The following is a 16,318-nucleotide window of genomic DNA, read 5'->3' on the forward strand; positions in this document are numbered from 1 at the left end:
GATCAACGAGGTGAATCCGTCATGGTCCACTCCGCCGCGTCGTCCGAGAACATCGGCGTGCCGTCCTCGACACCGCCCGAACCGAGAAAGAAGACGATCAGCAACCCCTACATCCATCGGTTGCAGCGCAGGCACTTCCTGCTGTTCGACGTCCTACCGATCATCGGTACGGCCGTCGCGGTCGGCTTGCTCTGGGTGATACCGGTACCGACCTCGGCGTGGGTCTCACTCGGTGTGATGTGGTTGCTGACCGGACTCGGCATCACCGTCGGGTACCACCGTCTGTTCACCCATCGCACCTTCAAGGCCGCGCCGGGAGCGGTTGTCGCGCTGGCGATTGCGGGCTCCATGGCCGGACAGGGGCCGGTGATATCGTGGGTCGCCCTGCACCGGCGCCACCACGAGTGCAGCGACCGCGACGGTGATCCGCACTCGCCCAACCTCTCCGGCGACGGATTCCGGGGTGCGCTGCGGGGGCTCGTCCATTCGCACTTCCTGTGGATGCGGCGTCACGAGTACCCGAACGTGATGCATTACGCCCCCGACTTGTTGAAGAATCGCGCACTGTTGCGTATTTCCCGCCACTACCACCTGTGGGTGGTGCTCGGTCTGGTCATCCCGGCGGCGATCGTCGGCGTGATGGAATGGAGCCTCACCGGCGTACTGATGGGCTTCCTGTGGGGCGGTCTCGTCCGGATATTCGTCCTCGAGCACATCGTCTGGGCGATCAACTCCTTTCTCCACATGTACGGCACCCGTCCATACGAGTCACGTGAGAACAGCCGCAACGGAGGGGTTTTCGCGCTCGTCACACTCGGTGAAGCCTGGCACAACAATCACCACGCGTTTCCCGACTCCGCATCGTTCGGATTGAACTGGTATCGCGTCGACCCCGGTTACTGGCTGATCGTCGTACTGTCTGCGTGCGGTCTGGCCACCGATGTGGGGGTGCCGTCACCGCAGCGGCGTGCCGCCAAACGTATCCGGACGACGCCGGCGGGGGCGGACGCGGGCGACGTCCGCGGTGGCGACTGATCAACTCTGCACCCTCAGTTCCATTCGTGTCCAGAAGTTTTCGCTCCAAGAGCACCTGCGCTCCAAGAGCACCTGCCCCGTCCCGCACCCTGCGGGCCTGCGCAATCCACTCGAGCCTGCTGAACCCAGGAGGGACCATGAACATGCCGCAGCCCGACGGACCGATCGACACCGCGCCGTCGTCGGAGCCGATCACGCGCGAGAGCATCGTGCGCTGGTGTCGCGAGTACCTCGCAGACCTGCTGGAGACCACGCCGGAATCGGTCGACCCGGATGCCGGATTCGATCGGCTCGGGCTGGATTCGGCACACGCCGTCGCCCTGCTGATCGAGGTGGAAGCGCGCTACGGAGTCGAACTCCCGTCCGAGGCCTTGTTCGACAACCCGACCATCAGCGCGGTGTCGAACCATCTGTTCGAGCACCTCGATGCGGCGGCGGGGCAATGACCGGTGCGGAAATGACCTGTGGGGAAACGACCCTGACGCCCGGCACCGGCGCAGTGACCGGTGAGCGCAGGCGTGGCGAGGCCGCCGAGGCCATCGCGTTCCACTACGACGTCGGCAACGACTTCTATCGCCTCTGGCTCGACGCGGATCAGAGTTATTCCTGTGCCATGCCCGAGAGTCCGGGTGACGACCTCGACGCCGCGCAGTCGCGCAAGGTGCGATATCATCTCGACGCGATCGGAATAGGGAACGCGCACCGGATTCTCGACATCGGATGTGGCTGGGGCGCGCTGCTGCGCCAGGCCGTAACGCACCCCGGAGTGACCGAGGCGATCGGACTCACGCTCAGCGTGGAACAGGCCGCCCACATCCGCGCACTCGGCGAACCCCGGATTCGCGCCGAGGTCACCGATTGGGCAGAGTACCGGCCGCCGCATCGTTTCGACGGCATCGTGTCGGTGGGCGCCTTCGAGCACTTCGCGCGGCCCGATGAGAACATCGAGACGCGCCGCGCGGTTTATCGAGCATTCTTCACCCGATGCCGCGACTGGCTCAACGATGACGGAGCTCTGTCGCTGCAGACCATCGCGTATGCGAACATGTCTGCGATGCAGGCGAGTTCGTTCATGCAGCGGGAGATCTTCCCGCACGCCGAACTGCCCACCTTCGCCGATATCGCGGTTGCCGCGGACGGCATCTTCGAGATCGATCGCGTGACCAACGGTCGCCTGGACTACGCCTGGACCTGTGCGCAGTGGGCGCACCGGCTGAGGCAACGACGCGACGAGGCGACCCGCATCGTGGGCGAGGACACGGTCGATCGTTACCTCCGTTACCTGACGATGTCGGCGCTGGGGTTCCGTATGGGGAAGATCTGTCTGCTGCGCTTGGTGTTACGGCCGTACCGGCGCAGCTACTTCGTGTCGGAATCCGCACCGCGACATGACCTGGACGTGGACAAGTGACGGCCACGACTCCGCGTTTCAACCCGCTTGCACCGGGATTCCGGATGGACCCCTACCCGATGTACGCGGCGCTCCGGGCAGCCGAACCGGTACACCGCACCCTCGGGATGTGGGTGTTCACGGCGCACAACGACATCCGTCACCTCCTGCGCGACAACGGATTCAGTTCCTCGTTGATTCCCGATGAGGTGGCCGGACGGATCGATCGACTGCCACCGCACGCACGGGCGGACGCCGCTCGGATCGTTGACCTCGGACGGACCTCGTTGGTGTTCACCGACGACCCCGCACACGCGCGGTTGCGCGCGCTGGTCAACCGGGTCTTCACCCGTCAACGAATCGAGGGGTTGCGACCGGTCGTGGCGCAGCGGGTGGACGACATGCTCGATCGCCTCGATATCGGCGTCCAGGCGCTGACCTTCGATCTCATCGCGAGTCTCGCGAGCCCGCTGCCGAGTGCGGTTCTCGTCGACTGGATGGCGTTGCCGCCGTCGATCGCCTCGGTGGCACCGGAGTGGACCCACGAGGTACGCCGGTTACTCGAGCCGGGACGGATGTCGGTCGCCGACCTCACCCGGGTGGGACGCGTCGTCGGTCACTTCGCCTCGGCACTGCGCACGCTGGTCGACGAACGGACCGATCAGCACGGCGACGACCTGATCAGCGAGCTCGCGCGGGTATCGGTGGGCCACGGCGATCGTCTCTCGCAGACCGAGCTCGCCTACATCTGCATCATGTGTTTCGTCGCGGGTACCGAAACCACAACCGCCCTGTTGGGCAACGCCGTTGCCGCGCTGCTCACGCATCCGGAACAGTCGGCCAAGCTCGCCGCAGCACCCGAGCGTGCCGGAGATGCCATTCGCGAGACGCTGCGCTACGACAGCCCGTTGCAGATGACCAAACGGGTCGCACGCGCCGAGAGCCGATACGGCGGACAGGTCATCCGGTATGGAGACCAGGTGTTGTTGTGCCTCGGTGCAGGTAACCGGGACCCGGAGGTCTTCGACGCCCCGAACGAATTCAGTATCGACCGCGGAGCCGATATGCGCTCGGCTGCCTCACATCTGGGGTTCGGACACGGAATGCACGGTTGTCTCGGCGCCGCTCTCGCCCAACTGATCGCCCAGACGGCACTGGAGCGGGTGTGGCGGCGCTTGGAGCTGACGCCGACGGGCATCGCGCCGACCTGGCAGACCGAGAGCTTCATCATGCGCGGACCGAGCGCGTTACCCGTGAGGGGAAGATCACGATGATGTCCACCATCTCGCATCACATCGAGGAGCCGCCAGGACTCTGGCTGCGGCCGATGCCGGACACGCACCGTGTGAACCGTGGGCGCGCCCACACCAGAGTGGTGATGGTGCCCCACGCCGGCGCGGGCGTGTCGACGTTCACCCGTTGGGGCGCTTGCTTCCCCGCCGGTCTCGAGGTGTTGCGAGTGCAGTTGCCGGGGCGGGAGGATGTGCGTCATGCGGCCCGGGCGACCTCGGTATTCGCCGCAGCCACCACCCTGGCCGGCCAGCTGTTGGCGTTGCCCGAGATACCGACGGTGGTGTACGGGCATTCCATGGGTGCGGTCATCGCCTTCGAGCTCACCCGGTGCCTCTTCGCTGCCGGTCGGTCGCCGATCCATCTGTGCGTCTCGGGGCGGCGCGCTCCTCACCTCCCCGCCAGCCGCCCGCCGCTGCACGAACGCGACGACGAGGAACTCCTCGCCGGGCTCGCCGAACTGTCCGACACCTGGCACCTATTGGCTCGAACGCCGGAATTCCTCAGCGACGCCTTGGACCTGGTGCGATATGACCTGGCGATGGTGGAGCAGTACCGATACGTCGCCGGACCGATCCTCGAGGACGGTGGGGTGGTACCCCTCCCGGTACCGATCACGGCGTGCCACGGCAACCGTGATCCGCTCGTCGATGCCGACGAGGCGTGGTCGTGGTCGGCTCATACCGCATCGGGTTTCGCCGGGCACACGTTCGCCGGTGACCATTTCTTCCCGCAGCAACACCGGGATCGTCTGACCGCACTGTTCGTGTCGCCGCCATCGACTGCGGAGCCGGCGGGGTCATGATCGGCCACGACGATCCCGAACGTCGGGGCGCGTTCCTGCCCGACGTGCTGATGACCCGCGCGCGGACGGCGCCGGACCAGGTTGTCTATGTGTTCGTCGACGAGTCCGGAACGGAGGTCGATCAACTCGACCACGCAACCCTGCACCGTCGTGCCGTCCGGATCGCGGAACGATTGCGGCGGCAATGCGTGCCCGGCGACCGCGCCCTGCTGGCGTTCCTTCCCGGCCTCGACTTCATCGCCGCCTTCTTCGGGTGCATGTATGCGCGTGTCGTCGCGGTACCGGTGGCGCCGCCGCTGCCGACCCCGACCGCAGGGCCGAGCGCGATCCGGAATGTGATCGCCGACGCCCAACCCGCAATAGTGTTGACCGACAAGATATCCGACGAATTCTTCGGCGAGACGTTGAGGACGCTGTGTCCGGTACCGCCCATGTGGGTCGATGACCTGACCGACAGCGATCTGACCGACAACGATCTGACCGACAACGATCTGACCGACAACGGGGTGGTCGATGACGTACCCGCCGATGAACGATCGGCCATCCCGTATGACTCCACGCACGTCGCGGATCCGGTGGACGCCGACGACGTCGCACTCCTGCAGTACACCTCGGGCTCAACCGGTGCGCCCAAGGGAGTGATGGTGACGCATGGCAACCTGTGCGCCAACCAAGAGATGATCCGGGATGCTTTCGGTCATGACGAGACATCGGTGGTCGTTGGTTGGGCCCCCTTCTTCCATGATCAGGGCTTGATAGGAAATGTGTTGCAGCCGCTGTATGTCGGCGCCCGAGCGGTTCTGATGTCGCCCACGACCTTCATCCGTCGGCCACTGCTGTGGCCGACGCTGATCTCGCGGTATCGGGCCACCACCAGCGGAGGGCCGGACTTCGCCTACGCGGCCTGCGTGGCGCATGCCCGTCGTACCGGATTGCCGGCCGATCTCGACCTGACGAGCTGGACCGTCGCCTTCAATGGAGCCGAGCCGATCCGCTCCGACACGATCCGCAGCTTCGCGGCGGAGTTCGCGCCCCACGGATTCGACGCTCGCGCACTGTATCCGTGTTACGGGCTCGCCGAGTCGACCCTGTTGGTCACGGCGTCCCGTCCGGGTCGTGGGCCGCACACGCTGCGAGCGTCCGCAGCGGACCTACAACATCGGCATTACCGTCCGGACACGGTCGGGACCGAAGTGGTGGGGTCCGGAACAGCGGTGCGGGGCAGCGTGATCCGCATCGTCGACCCGGACAGCCGCGTCGGCCTCCCCGACGGCGTCGTCGGGGAGATATGGGTCTCCGGTGAGCATGTGTGTGCCGGCTATTGGCACAATCGCCCCGCAACCGACGCGTTGTTCGGGGTGATCGTCGGTGGCGGTGATCCGATGCTACGCACCGGTGACCTCGGGTTCGTCGTCGCGGGCGAACTGTACGTGGTGGGACGCATCAAGGACATGATCGTCATCCGCGGTCGCAACTTCTATCCCACCGACATCGAAAGAGCGACTGTGGGAGCACATTCGGCGCTCCGCCCCGGCGGCTGCGCGGCGTTCGGGTGGGCCGAGGAGTCATCGGGTGGTGACACTCCTGCCGAGGAAGTGGTCGTGGTCGCCGAGATCCGGGCCACGCACCGAGACCTCGACGCGGCGGAGGTGCGTACGGCGATCCGTGCGGCGATCCGGGCCGACCTCGGGATCACGGTGCTCCGTATCGGACTCATCGCCGCCGGCGAGTTGCCCAAGACGACCAGCGGAAAGGTGCGGCGCCGAGCGGCACGTGCCCTCTACGAGAGAGACGGGTTCACGCCCGTCGGAACGGAGTATCGATGACCACCACCACGACGTCCGACTCGCCGGATCCCACCGCCGCCGAGGCCATCAGAGCCGTCCTGGACGCGATGCCGGCGGCACGTGCGCTGGGCTTCGCGATCGAGTCACTCGGAACCGGCGCCGCCACGCTTCGACTGGCGGTTCGCCCCGATCACACCCAGCACACCGGACACGTTCAGGCGGGCGTTCTCGGCGCTCTCGCCGATTACGCAGCAGGCGCGGCGGTGGCGACGTTGCTGCCGGCGGGCTGGGCGAACGTCACGCTCGACTACACCATCAAGATCGTGGCGCCCGCCCCCGGCCCGCAACTGAGCGCGCAGGGAACCGCGGTGTCGGCGGGTCGAACCATCTCCGTCGGTCGCGCCGACATCTTCGATGAGGACGGAAATCTCTGTGCGACCGCGTTGTCGACGTTTCGTAACGTTCGGTTGATCCGGTGAACACGCGCATCGATGCCGGCGGAATGGATCTGTTCGACCCGGCGTTTGCGGTCGATCCACATGCCGCGTATCGGAGGTTGCAGGCCACCGCTCCGGTTGTCGTTCACCCGCAGGGATTCTGGCTGCTGACCCGCTACGCCGATGTCGCGGTGCTACAGCGGTCCGGACACTCCGTGCAAGAAAGCGCACTTCGCCATATTCCCGACTTCAAGAGCGACAGCACCCGACTGGGCGATGAGAACCGCATGATGCGCGGATTGTCGTTGCTCGATCGCGACCCGCCGGACCATTCCCGACTCCGGCGGCTGGTCGGTACGCCGTTCACCCGATCAGGTGTCGCCGCACGAATGGACCGGATCAGCCGACTCGCCGATCGCGCGCTCGACCGGGTGGCCGCTGCGGGCACCATCGATCTGATGCAGGAAGTCGCGTTCACCATGCCGTACGAGGTGATCTCGGAGATCCTCGGGGTGTCCGGAGTCGACACCGAACGGTTCCGCGAACACATCGGCACTCTCGTGCTCGGGCTCGAACCACTTGCCGAGCCGGCCACCCAGGCCCGGATTCGAGCGGCCAACGACGAGTTGACGATGATGACCCGTGATCTGGTGTGGCGCAGGCACTCCGATCCCGGCGATGATCTGTTGACCGCCTTGATCGCGGCGGAACGCGCGGGTGAACTCACTGGTGACGAGTTGGTCGCCCAGGTGATGTTCGTCCTGATTGCCGGCCATGAGACCACGGTCAACCTCATCGGCTCCGCGGTGGCGACACTACTCGCGCATCCGGACAGTATTGCGATGGTGCGGCAGCGACCCGACCTCGTCACCAATGCGGTGGAAGAGGTTCTGCGGTTCGAGCCGTCGGTGCACCTGATGCGGCGGGTCACGACCGCGCCCCTCGACGTCGAGGGAGTGCGAATCCCTCTGGGCTCTTTCGTGATCGGCGTCATCGCCGCGGCCAACCGGGACCCCGCCTTCTGGGGTGGGGATGCCGCGACGTTTCGTCCTGATCGGCCGCTGGCGCACCGTCATCTCTCGTTCGGTGCCGGGATTCACCATTGTCTGGGCGCGGCGCTGGCGCGGGCCGAAACCGCGGCGTTCCTTTCCGGATTCATCGAGCGGTTCCCCCGCGCACGGCTGGATTCGTTGTCCTGGAACGGGCGACGCAACATCCGCGGCCCGGAATCGGTTGTGGTGACCGTCAGTTGACCGAACCGAGGTGATCGGCCAAGAGCGCCGAGACGATGTCCGGTTGCTCGAGAACGCTGCTGTGGCCACACCCCGGTAACAGGTGCAGTGTGGCCCCCGGAATGGCCGCGGCGACCCGGGAGGCCTCCACCGGAGGTGTTGCCACGTCGTTCTCGGCGCCGATGACCAGGGTCGGGGTGGTGATCAGCGGCAGCTGGGAGGCCACGGCATCTCGTACCACGACACCCGCCACGACGCGTCGCAGGGTGGCCCGGCGGGCCGTGGACTGTTGGGTGGTCACGAGTCTGGCGAACCATTCGTCACCGATGCGCTTGCCGCGCGCGGTGTCGACGAACCCACGACCGAAGAGCTTGGACTCCAGCAGGTGTCGAAGTGGCCGAACACCGGTCACCTGTTGCATCCAGGCCATGGCGGTGTAGTCGACGACGGATCGCGCCGATTCGTTGCGCGCCATGGTGTTCAGCAGGGTCAGCGAGCGGAGCAGTTCGGGATGACGCAGGGCGAGCCGCATCCCGACGTAGCCACCCATCGACAGTCCGACGTAGTGCACGGGACCCGTTTCCAGGTGCTCGATCACCCCGAGCGTGTCGTCGGTGAGCGTATCCATGTCATAGGCGGAATGGTGGCTCACGCTGGCACCCTGGCCGCGCCAGTCCGCGCGGATGCAGCGGAACCGGCCGCGCAGTGCGGCCACCTGATCGTCGAACATGGTGCCGTCGAACAACAGCCCGTGACCGAAGAGGATCGTCTCCGTCGGGTCCGCGGTCCGCGGCGTGCCGGAGTCCCGATAGGTGATCGTCGCGTTCGGCATGTCGATGGTGTGCACGGTGTCCACCGGGAGAGTATCGCGTGCCGAGGAGACGGCGTGCCGCATCGATCGGCGTCGTGAACGCCCCGATCGATCCGGGCTATTGCCGGAATACCGGGTGACTCCATCGAGCCCGTCCCGGATGGGTGGTTGCGTACCGCGCGCGGTCAGAGTTGGCCGTTGACACCGGACTTCGGTCTCGACCGGATGGCGGTGGCGTTAGGGTGGGGTGTGGATTTCACCGCCGACGTCGCACCCGATCTCCGGGCAGATCTGATCGCCGCACTGGAGGCGGCGGTCACCCCCGGTGCGGTGGTGCGCGATCCGGATGTGATGGCCAGCTACGCCCACGACGACGCGGAGTGGGCGCCGCACCAGATGCCGATCGCCGTGGTGCGTGCGCGTACGCCCGAGGATGTGGTCGAGGTGGTGCGCGCGTGCCGTGCCCGCCAGGTCGCGGTGATCCCCCGCGGAGCCGGGACGGGCCTGTCCGGCGGTGCCAACGCATGGGCCCGCAGCGTCGTCCTCTCCTGTGCGGCGATGACCGAGATCTTCTCAGTCGATCCGCTCGAACGCATCGCGGTCGTGGCGCCCGGGGTCGTCAACGACCATCTGCGAGCAGCCTGCGCGGAGGTGGGTTTGTGGTACCCGCCCGACCCGGCGAGTTCGCCGTGGTCGACCATCGGCGGCAACGTGGCGACCAACGCCGGCGGTGTGTGTTGTGTGAAGTACGGGGTGACACGCGATTACGTGCTCGCGGTGCAGGTGGTCACCGGTACCGGCGAACTGGTGCGGCTCGGGCACCCGACGGCCAAGGGGGTCGTCGGGTACGACCTGGCAGGATTGATGGTCGGCTCGGAGGGGACGTTGGGGATCGTCACCGAGATCACGGTGAAACTGCGCCCCCTGCAACCACCGTCGCGAACCATCGCGGGCTATTTCGACTCGTTGATCGACGCCGGACGGGCGGTGTCTGCGGTCGGGGCGAGTGGATTGACCCCCGCCGCACTGGAACTCGTCGATCGGCAGTGTCTGCTCGCGGTGGATGCGTGGAAGAACATGGGGCTCGCGGTCGACGCGAACGTCGTGCTGCTCGGCCGGATCGACACGCCCGGAATCGAGGGTGAGCGTGAATCCGAGCGCTTGCGTGAGTGTTTCGACGCCGCAGGCGCCACGTGGTCGGCGGTGTCCGCCGACGAGCAGGAGGCGCAGGCGCTGTTCGCGGCGCGACGCCTGGCCTATCCGGCGTTGGAGCGACTCGGTCCCGTACTCACCGAGGACGTCTGCGTCCCCAAGAAGCATGTGCCGGCGATGCTGGCGCGCATCGAGGAGATCGGCATCCGCCACGACATCGTCATCGCCAACATCGCCCACGCCGGTGACGGCAATCTGCATCCACTGCTGATCGCCGACGAGGGACACGCCGCCGCGCGTGGCCGGGCGCAGCTCGCCTTCGGTGAGATCATCGATGCCGCACTGGAACTCGGGGGCACGGTCACCGGCGAGCACGGCGTCGGTGTGCTCAAGCTCGACGGCGCGCGCAAGGAACTGTCACCCGCCGTGCTCGACATGCACCGTGCGGTCAAGCACGCTCTCGACCCCGACGGAATCCTCAATCCCGGCAAGGCATTCTGAGCACGATCGATGGATTCGAGCGCCCGGTCGATTAGGATCGACGCCCGATCGATGGGCTGAGCGGGCTCAGGCGAGCCCGTCGCCGGCCAGGAACGTCAGGTAACTCGGGTGCTCCGGGTCGAGAACGAGACGTTGCTTGCGTCCGCGGGCCTTGATCAGGTCGGGGACCACCGTGAGGTAGCGGGGGAAGCTCGCGGCGTAGACGTCCACCCGCAACCGGTGACCGGGTTCGAGCACGGCGTCGGTGGGCACGAGATCGACGTCGATGCGGACCGGCTCGTCGGCGGGGACCGGCAGTTTGCGCTTGCGGGAGAGGTAGTGATGGGCACCGAGGAGATGCCCGTCCGCGGTGAATGTCGACATCGACCGGTCGAGGGCGCGATTGGTCGCCGAGAGCGCGCCGTTGGTGAGAACGGTCGAGGTGCCATCGGGCGCAACATCATTGACGGTCACCGCCCAGATACCCTCGTGTGCGGTGGTCGCCACGTTGAGGCGGAGGTTCATCGCTCCGCTGAGGTGGGTCGCCTCGGTGACCGGGGCGCTGGTGAACGACAATCCGCCGCGCTCCTGAAAGCGTGCGTCGGTGGTGAATCGATTGCCGAGAACCATCGACGCACCCGCGGTCACCTGCGTCATGTCCCGGGACACCATGCCGCGCAGGTCGGGCCGGATGTGCAGTGACGAAACACCTTGTGCCGGAGCTGTGCTCAGCGATCCGTCGTGCACGGCGTGATCCGCGGTCGTCGACGGCTCCTCGGTGAGATAGAGCCGCCGGGGTCGCACGCCCGGTCGCGGGAACGCCGCGCCGGACGTCCACGAACCGCCCTGCTGCATCATCGTGACCGGCCCGTAGTGGTCGATACCGTTGCGGTGGCCCTTGAGCCAGCGATCGAACCAGGCGCGCTCGAGGACATCGAGACGCGGAGGGGCGGAGCTGGATCCATGGCCGGTGCCCACGTCGAAGTGATACCCGTCGCCGACGAGCATCTGCTTGCGGCCGGGCTCGAGACGGAGCCGCTCGTAGATGCCGGTGGCGCTGCGCCCGAAGAGATCGTGCCACCCGCCGACGGTGAAGGTGGGCGCGGTGATCCGGTCGATCTGCGGATCCCGCTCGTCGAAATAGGGGTCGTCGAAGATCCGGTCGTCGCGGGCGGTGAGGAAACCCCACAGCAACGACGGGATCTCGGTCGCCGGGGAGGCCACGCGATCGCGCAGCCAACGCAGAGTGTCGCCGCGCATCACATCGCGCAGGTACGTCGACGGATTGGGTACCCACTTGAGCACGTTGACCACCGACAGCCACATCGGGATGAACGCCGACGGCATGCCGCCGGTGATGTAGACGTCGCGAACGATGTCGTCGCATCCCTCGACCGCGAAGACCGCGCCGAGTTCGGCCGGCCGTTTGTCGGCGGCCTGCAGCGAATTGATCGCCGAGTACGACCAGCCGGCGAGTCCGACCTTGCCGTCGCACCACTCTTGTTCGGCGGCCCAGGAGATGACCTCCACCGAGTCCTGTTGCTCGCGCGCGCCGAGGATCTGCCATTTGCCGCCGCTGGCCCCGGTGCCCCGGACATCGACGATGACCTGGACGTAACCGCTGCGCACCAGGGTGCGATTGATGCCGAAGACGTCGAGGATTCCGCCGGAGAGCGTGCCGGTCAGGCGGGTGAGCCCGCCGAGCGCGGTACCCGTCGCATCGATCGACGACGACGCGACCCGCAACGCACGCCCGAGTACCGGCGCGTGGGTGGTGGTGTCGATGAAGTCGACGGCCGCCCGGTTGTAGGGGTTGATGTTGACGATCGCGGGATAGGGGGTGAGCACGGTCTGGCCGAACCGGTTGGCGGGGCGGACCACCGTGGCACGCAACGTGACACCGTCGCTCATGGTGAGTTTGACGTCCCGGTCGACGACCACTCGGGGATAGAGCTGGGCGCCGTCGACAGCTTCCCGCCACCGGATACCGTCGGCACCGCCGGTCGGATCACCGAGGGGGAGGGTGCCGAAATGGGGAGTGGCGCGACCGCCGTCGGGCCGCGACGGGGCCACCTGGGGTCGTGACATCCCGGGGGAGCCCGGGTCCAACTGGTACGTCATGGTGCCTCACCCTGCCTGGGGTGTGACCGGACGCCGGACCCACCGGCGTCACCCACACCCCGTCGTGTTCTCGGGCCGTGAGTGAAACCCCGCTTACACTTTGTGGGCCACATCACTCCCGATGGCCGACTGTAGTGCATCGTCGATCTCGGAACCGCATCGAGGTGGGGTCCATTTGGGTCACGACAGTGAATCTGCAGTTCAAAGCCGTGTGTGACCTGGGAAACCCTCCGTTCGGTCAGGTGACCCTGGGACGTGGGGTCGGATTTGGTCGACGACGTCGAGCTCGGGTAACCTCGTTCTCGGTGTGACGCGCTTGCACGCGTCGTATCGGTTCAACCAGAGACCGTTGGTCATCGGGAGCGATCCCGATCGAAGGGCGACAGCAATGTCGGCGGCCCACGCAGGGAGAACGAGGAAGAAGCTCGAGCATGCCCATTCGGCATGATCGCCAGTGTGACGCCCCGTGCCTCTGTGTGCCGGGGCGTTTCGTCGTTTCGGGGGCTATTCGCCTTCCGCGGCGCGGCGTCTTCCGAAGGTTCCCTGCGTTGAACTCTGACCAACTCAACTCGAGTGATGAGGAAGGAGGCGAAGTATGGCCAAGTCCGACAAGGTCGCCGCAGTCGCGGAGATCGCAGAGCAGTTCGAGGGCGCAACGGCGGCGGTCGTCACGGAGTACCGTGGCCTGTCCGTCAGTCAGATCACCGATCTGCGTCGTTCCCTCGGTGAGGGCGCAACCTACTCCGTCGCCAAGAACACCCTGGTGAAGCGTGCCGCCGAGAAGGCGGGCGTGGAAGGGCTCGACGAGCTGTTCAGCGGTCCGACCGCGATTGCCTTCATCGAAGGCGAACCGGTTGTGGCCGCCAAGGCGATCAAGAACTTCGCCAAGGACAACAAGGCTCTCGTCATCAAGGGCGGATACATGGACGGCCGTGCGCTGTCCGTGGCCGAGATCGAACAGATCGCCGACCTTGAGACCCGCGAGGTCCTGTTGGCCAAGCTCGCCGGTGCCATGAAGGGCAATTTGGCAAAGGCTGCCGGCCTGTTCAACCAGCCGGCATCGCAGGTGGCGCGTCTCGCCGCGGCCCTGCAGGAGAAGAAGAACGAAGCCGGCGAGTAACTCGCCGCACCACAAACATCCCCACGGGGATCACCACGACCCCGTGTGGGGCTTGAATAGGAAGGACGCCAACCATGGCGAAGCTCACCGCTGACGAGCTCATCGATCAGTTCAAGGAACTGACCCTGCTGGAGCTCAGCGATTTCGTGAAGAAGTTCGAAGAGGTCTTCGAGGTCACCGCGGCCGCTCCGGTCGCCGTCGCCGCTGCCGGTGCTCCGGCTGCCGGTGGTGCCGCCGAGGCCGCTGCCGAGCAGGACGAGTTCGACGTCGTGCTCGAGGCTGCCGGCGACAAGAAGATCCAGGTCATCAAGGTCGTCCGTGAGGTCGTCTCGGGCCTGGGCCTCAAGGAGGCAAAGGATCTCGTCGAGGGCGCTCCCAAGCCGATCCTGGAGAAGGTCGACAAGGACGCCGCCGAGGCTGCCAAGGCCAAGCTCGAAGAGGCCGGCGCCAAGGTGTCCGTCAAGTAAGCTTGCTTACTTGCGCAGTGTGACCGTCAAGTAAGCTTGCGTGCTTACTTGTGCGGTGTGACCGTCGACTGACGGTGCATGTCCCGAACCCGGGGCGGAGAGATCCGTCCCGGGTTCGTTGCTGTCACGGGCCGCCGGGGCGTTGGGAGGCTTGGGGCATTGGGAGATCTGGGGCGGTGGGAGGTTTGGGGCGGTGGGACCAGGACGGACTAGTATCACCCCGCGTGACTGCTCCTGTGTCCCGTCGTGCGTTCACGGCGATCAACGTCGTCGGGGCCGTGGTGCTCGTCCTGGGGGTGTGCCGCGTCTTCGGCCAGCCGTGGCTGGTGCACCTCGGGCCCACCAAGTACTGGGGTCCGCCGGTGGATCTGCAGATCTACCGCTATGGCGGCCAGTTCCTCCTCCACGGGCAGCACCTCTACGACGGGCCGATGCCGCAGGCGAACGACAGCATCCTGCCGTTCACCTACCCGCCGTTCGCAGCGGTGTCCTTCGTGCCGATGAGCTGGATGCCGGTGCGGTTGCTCTCGGTCATCTTCCTGATCCTCGGATGCCTCCTGACGTGGTGGCTGATCCGAATCCTGCTGCGTCGTGTCGGATGTGGTGACCTGCCGGTCGGCTGGTCGATGATCCTCACCGGTGTGGCCTTCGAACTCGAACCGATCCGCATCACCCTCGATCTCGGCCAGATCAACCTGATCCTGGCCGGACTGGTCATCGCCGACACCCTCTGGGATCGGCGCCCCGCGTGGGCCGAACCGTATCGGGGACTGTTGGTCGGTATCGCCGCGGCGATCAAGATGACCCCGGCAGTCGTCGTCATCTATTTCCTCGCGCGCCGGCAGTGGCGGGCGGCGATCAACGTCGTCGTCGGATTCCTGGCCGCGACCGGTATCGCGTGGGCGATCACGCCGTCGGACACGTGGAAGTACTGGACGTCGACGGTGTTCGACCCAGAACGCATCGGCGGACTGGCCTTCGTCTACAACCAGGGCATCGCCGGTGTGCTGGCGCGCACCGGGATGAGCGACAGCGATCGCTCACACTGGTGGTTGCCGCTGTGTGCGATCGCAGGGCTCTATTGTCTGGCACTGGCGTGGCATCTGGCCAAGCGTCGCGAATACGAGCTGTGCTTCCTGGCGGCGTGGGCAGTGGCCCTGCTGGCCACCCCGGCCGCCTGGATTCACCACTGGGTGCTCACGTCGGTGTACATCCTGGTGTTCGTCACCATCGGAGTGCGAGCACTGCGAGCCAGGCGCGGCGACCGGCGGGGTGCGGTCTTCCTCGGGCTGGGCATCCTCGGCCTGATCGCGCAGCTCCCCGGACCATCGCTGTCACTGCCCAGCGCACAGCTCAACGAACTCCGGTGGGGCTGGTGGGAGATCATCTACGGCAACTCGTCGCTGATCTGGCTCGTGCTGATCCTGCTCATCTCCTGGTGGTTGCCGCTCACCCGGGTGCGTGAGGCATGGGAGCCCGGGGCAGACCAGCCGGAGTCGGTCGAGCCCGGGTCGGTGGAGCCGGATTCGGTCGAGCACGGCCACACCGAGAGCGTCGTCGGCGGCGCCGACACGGGGGCCTTCGACGACCGCGAAGAGGGCCTCGCGCGGTCCTGACGCCGTGCGCCACGCCACCGCACCGGGGACAAGGAGTGCCACCGCACTCGGGTCCCGACGATGGAACCGCGCCCACTTTCCTTCGGACCGTTTCATCGGCTAGTGTCATCGCCCGAGGGTAAGTTACCGGTTGGTAGATTTCTTTCGCGTCCACGCTGTGGGTCTTCGGTTCACGTGTGTGGGGGGTGCTGTTGCTGTGGTCGGATACAGTGACCCCAACCACACATGTCACCGAGGGGTGGACTCTCGCACCGGCGGGAGCTCATTGGGGGCAGCGAACTTCTGGAGGAAACTGTGGGTGTTGAGGTCAGCGTTGAGGGGCTCACCAAATCGTTCGGTTCGCAGAATATTTGGCGCGATGTGTCGTTGACCTTGCCCGAGGGTGAGGTGTCGGCCCTGCTGGGTCCGTCGGGTACCGGTAAATCGGTGTTCTTGAAGACGTTGATCGGGTTGCTGCATCCGGAGCAGGGGTCGGTGATCATCGACGGCACTGACATCACCCAGTGCTCGGCGAAGGAACTGTATGAGATCCGCAAGTTGTTCGGTGTGTTGTTCCAGGACGGTGCGTTGTTCGG

At 66.3% G+C, this 16,318-nt stretch carries 15 protein-coding genes; 13 read left to right on the forward strand and 2 right to left on the reverse strand.

The features are described from left to right. The first annotated feature begins 21 nt into the window (after positions 1-21). The 8 genes from B1964_RS04240 to B1964_RS04275 all read left to right on the forward strand — a co-directional run bounded on the left by B1964_RS04240 (position 22) and on the right by B1964_RS04275 (position 7,997). Positions 22-1,035, forward strand: a complete 1,014-nt coding sequence (locus B1964_RS04240) for a fatty acid desaturase (protein ID WP_014361127.1) — start codon at positions 22-24, stop codon at positions 1,033-1,035. Between the two features lie 137 nt (positions 1,036-1,172). After that, complete coding sequence (locus tag B1964_RS04245; protein ID WP_014361126.1) at positions 1,173-1,481, forward strand: acyl carrier protein; 309 nt, start codon at positions 1,173-1,175, stop codon at positions 1,479-1,481. A gap of 11 nt (positions 1,482-1,492) precedes the next feature. Further along, on the forward strand, positions 1,493-2,446 hold the full coding sequence (locus tag B1964_RS04250; RefSeq protein WP_006368369.1) for a cyclopropane-fatty-acyl-phospholipid synthase family protein: 954 nt from the start codon (positions 1,493-1,495) through the stop codon (positions 2,444-2,446). Further along, complete coding sequence (locus B1964_RS04255) at positions 2,443-3,699, forward strand: cytochrome P450 (protein WP_079928970.1); 1,257 nt, start codon at positions 2,443-2,445, stop codon at positions 3,697-3,699. Before B1964_RS04250 ends, B1964_RS04255 begins: the two co-directional genes overlap by 4 nt. After that, positions 3,699-4,520: an alpha/beta fold hydrolase gene (locus B1964_RS04260; RefSeq protein ID WP_253193880.1), complete on the forward strand. Its 822-nt coding sequence runs from the start codon at positions 3,699-3,701 to the stop codon at positions 4,518-4,520. Before B1964_RS04255 ends, B1964_RS04260 begins: the two co-directional genes overlap by 1 nt. Next, positions 4,517-6,346, forward strand: coding sequence for a fatty acyl-AMP ligase (locus tag B1964_RS04265; RefSeq protein WP_079928972.1), 1,830 nt, complete (start codon positions 4,517-4,519; stop codon positions 6,344-6,346). Before B1964_RS04260 ends, B1964_RS04265 begins: the two co-directional genes overlap by 4 nt. Further along, positions 6,343-6,786, forward strand: a complete 444-nt coding sequence (locus B1964_RS04270; RefSeq protein WP_079928973.1) for a PaaI family thioesterase — start codon at positions 6,343-6,345, stop codon at positions 6,784-6,786. Before B1964_RS04265 ends, B1964_RS04270 begins: the two co-directional genes overlap by 4 nt. Beyond that, on the forward strand, positions 6,783-7,997 hold the full coding sequence (locus B1964_RS04275; RefSeq protein WP_079928974.1) for a cytochrome P450: 1,215 nt from the start codon (positions 6,783-6,785) through the stop codon (positions 7,995-7,997). Before B1964_RS04270 ends, B1964_RS04275 begins: the two co-directional genes overlap by 4 nt. Here B1964_RS04275 and B1964_RS04280 read toward each other — a convergent pair. After that, complete coding sequence (locus tag B1964_RS04280) at positions 7,990-8,832, reverse strand: alpha/beta fold hydrolase (protein WP_253193881.1); 843 nt, start codon at positions 8,830-8,832, stop codon at positions 7,990-7,992. The two genes, B1964_RS04275 and B1964_RS04280, sit on opposite strands and share 8 nt — an antisense overlap. 204 nt (positions 8,833-9,036) lie before the next feature. Here B1964_RS04280 and B1964_RS04285 point away from each other — a divergent pair, with 204 nt between their 5' ends. Further along, positions 9,037-10,440 carry an FAD-linked oxidase C-terminal domain-containing protein gene (locus B1964_RS04285; RefSeq protein WP_079928976.1) on the forward strand — a complete coding sequence of 468 codons (1,404 nt, stop codon included), beginning with the start codon at positions 9,037-9,039 and terminating at the stop codon, positions 10,438-10,440. Positions 10,441-10,506: 66 nt separating this feature from the next. Here the strand turns inward: B1964_RS04285 and B1964_RS04290 are convergent, their stop codons facing one another. Beyond that, the gene (locus B1964_RS04290; RefSeq protein WP_079928977.1) at positions 10,507-12,540 is read right to left on the reverse strand and encodes a CocE/NonD family hydrolase; all 2,034 of its coding nucleotides are present in this window, start codon (positions 12,538-12,540) and stop codon (positions 10,507-10,509) included. A 595-nt stretch (positions 12,541-13,135) separates the two neighbouring features. On the opposite strand from B1964_RS04290, the gene rplJ reads away from it, so the two are divergent. The 4 genes from rplJ to B1964_RS04310 form a co-directional block, all read left to right on the forward strand. Continuing rightward, entirely contained in the window at positions 13,136-13,660 is a 525-nt protein-coding gene (rplJ, locus tag B1964_RS04295; RefSeq protein ID WP_006368378.1) for a 50S ribosomal protein L10, read from the forward strand. Positions 13,661-13,734: 74 nt separating this feature from the next. Further along, a complete protein-coding gene (gene rplL / locus B1964_RS04300; protein WP_006368379.1) occupies positions 13,735-14,127 on the forward strand; it encodes a 50S ribosomal protein L7/L12 in 393 nt (130 codons plus the stop codon). A gap of 224 nt (positions 14,128-14,351) precedes the next feature. Beyond that, positions 14,352-15,743: a glycosyltransferase 87 family protein gene (locus tag B1964_RS04305; RefSeq protein ID WP_079928978.1), complete on the forward strand. Its 1,392-nt coding sequence runs from the start codon at positions 14,352-14,354 to the stop codon at positions 15,741-15,743. Between the two features lie 294 nt (positions 15,744-16,037). Then, a partial coding sequence (locus B1964_RS04310; protein ID WP_139765624.1) for an ATP-binding cassette domain-containing protein occupies positions 16,038-16,318 on the forward strand: 281 nt, incomplete at its 3' end.

The organism is Gordonia sp. i37 (assembly GCF_002043085.1).
Lineage (GTDB): Bacteria > Actinomycetota > Actinomycetes > Mycobacteriales > Mycobacteriaceae > Gordonia > Gordonia polyisoprenivorans.

Bases quoted from the DNA above. Each gene is read 5' to 3' on its own strand.
- B1964_RS04240 (WP_014361127.1), top strand. From the start codon at position 22: ATGGTCCACTCCGCCGCGTCGTCCGAGAACATCGGCGTGCCGTCCTCG.
- B1964_RS04245 (WP_014361126.1), top strand. From the start codon at position 1,173: ATGAACATGCCGCAGCCCGACGGACCGATCGACACCGCGCCGTCGTCG.
- B1964_RS04250 (WP_006368369.1), top strand. From the start codon at position 1,493: ATGACCTGTGGGGAAACGACCCTGACGCCCGGCACCGGCGCAGTGACC.
- B1964_RS04260 (WP_253193880.1), top strand. From the start codon at position 3,699: ATGTCCACCATCTCGCATCACATCGAGGAGCCGCCAGGACTCTGGCTG.
- B1964_RS04265 (WP_079928972.1), top strand. From the start codon at position 4,517: ATGATCGGCCACGACGATCCCGAACGTCGGGGCGCGTTCCTGCCCGAC.
- B1964_RS04270 (WP_079928973.1), top strand. From the start codon at position 6,343: ATGACCACCACCACGACGTCCGACTCGCCGGATCCCACCGCCGCCGAG.
- B1964_RS04290 (WP_079928977.1), bottom strand. From the start codon at position 12,540: ATGACGTACCAGTTGGACCCGGGCTCCCCCGGGATGTCACGACCCCAG.
- rplJ (WP_006368378.1), top strand. From the start codon at position 13,136: ATGGCCAAGTCCGACAAGGTCGCCGCAGTCGCGGAGATCGCAGAGCAG.
- rplL (WP_006368379.1), top strand. From the start codon at position 13,735: ATGGCGAAGCTCACCGCTGACGAGCTCATCGATCAGTTCAAGGAACTG.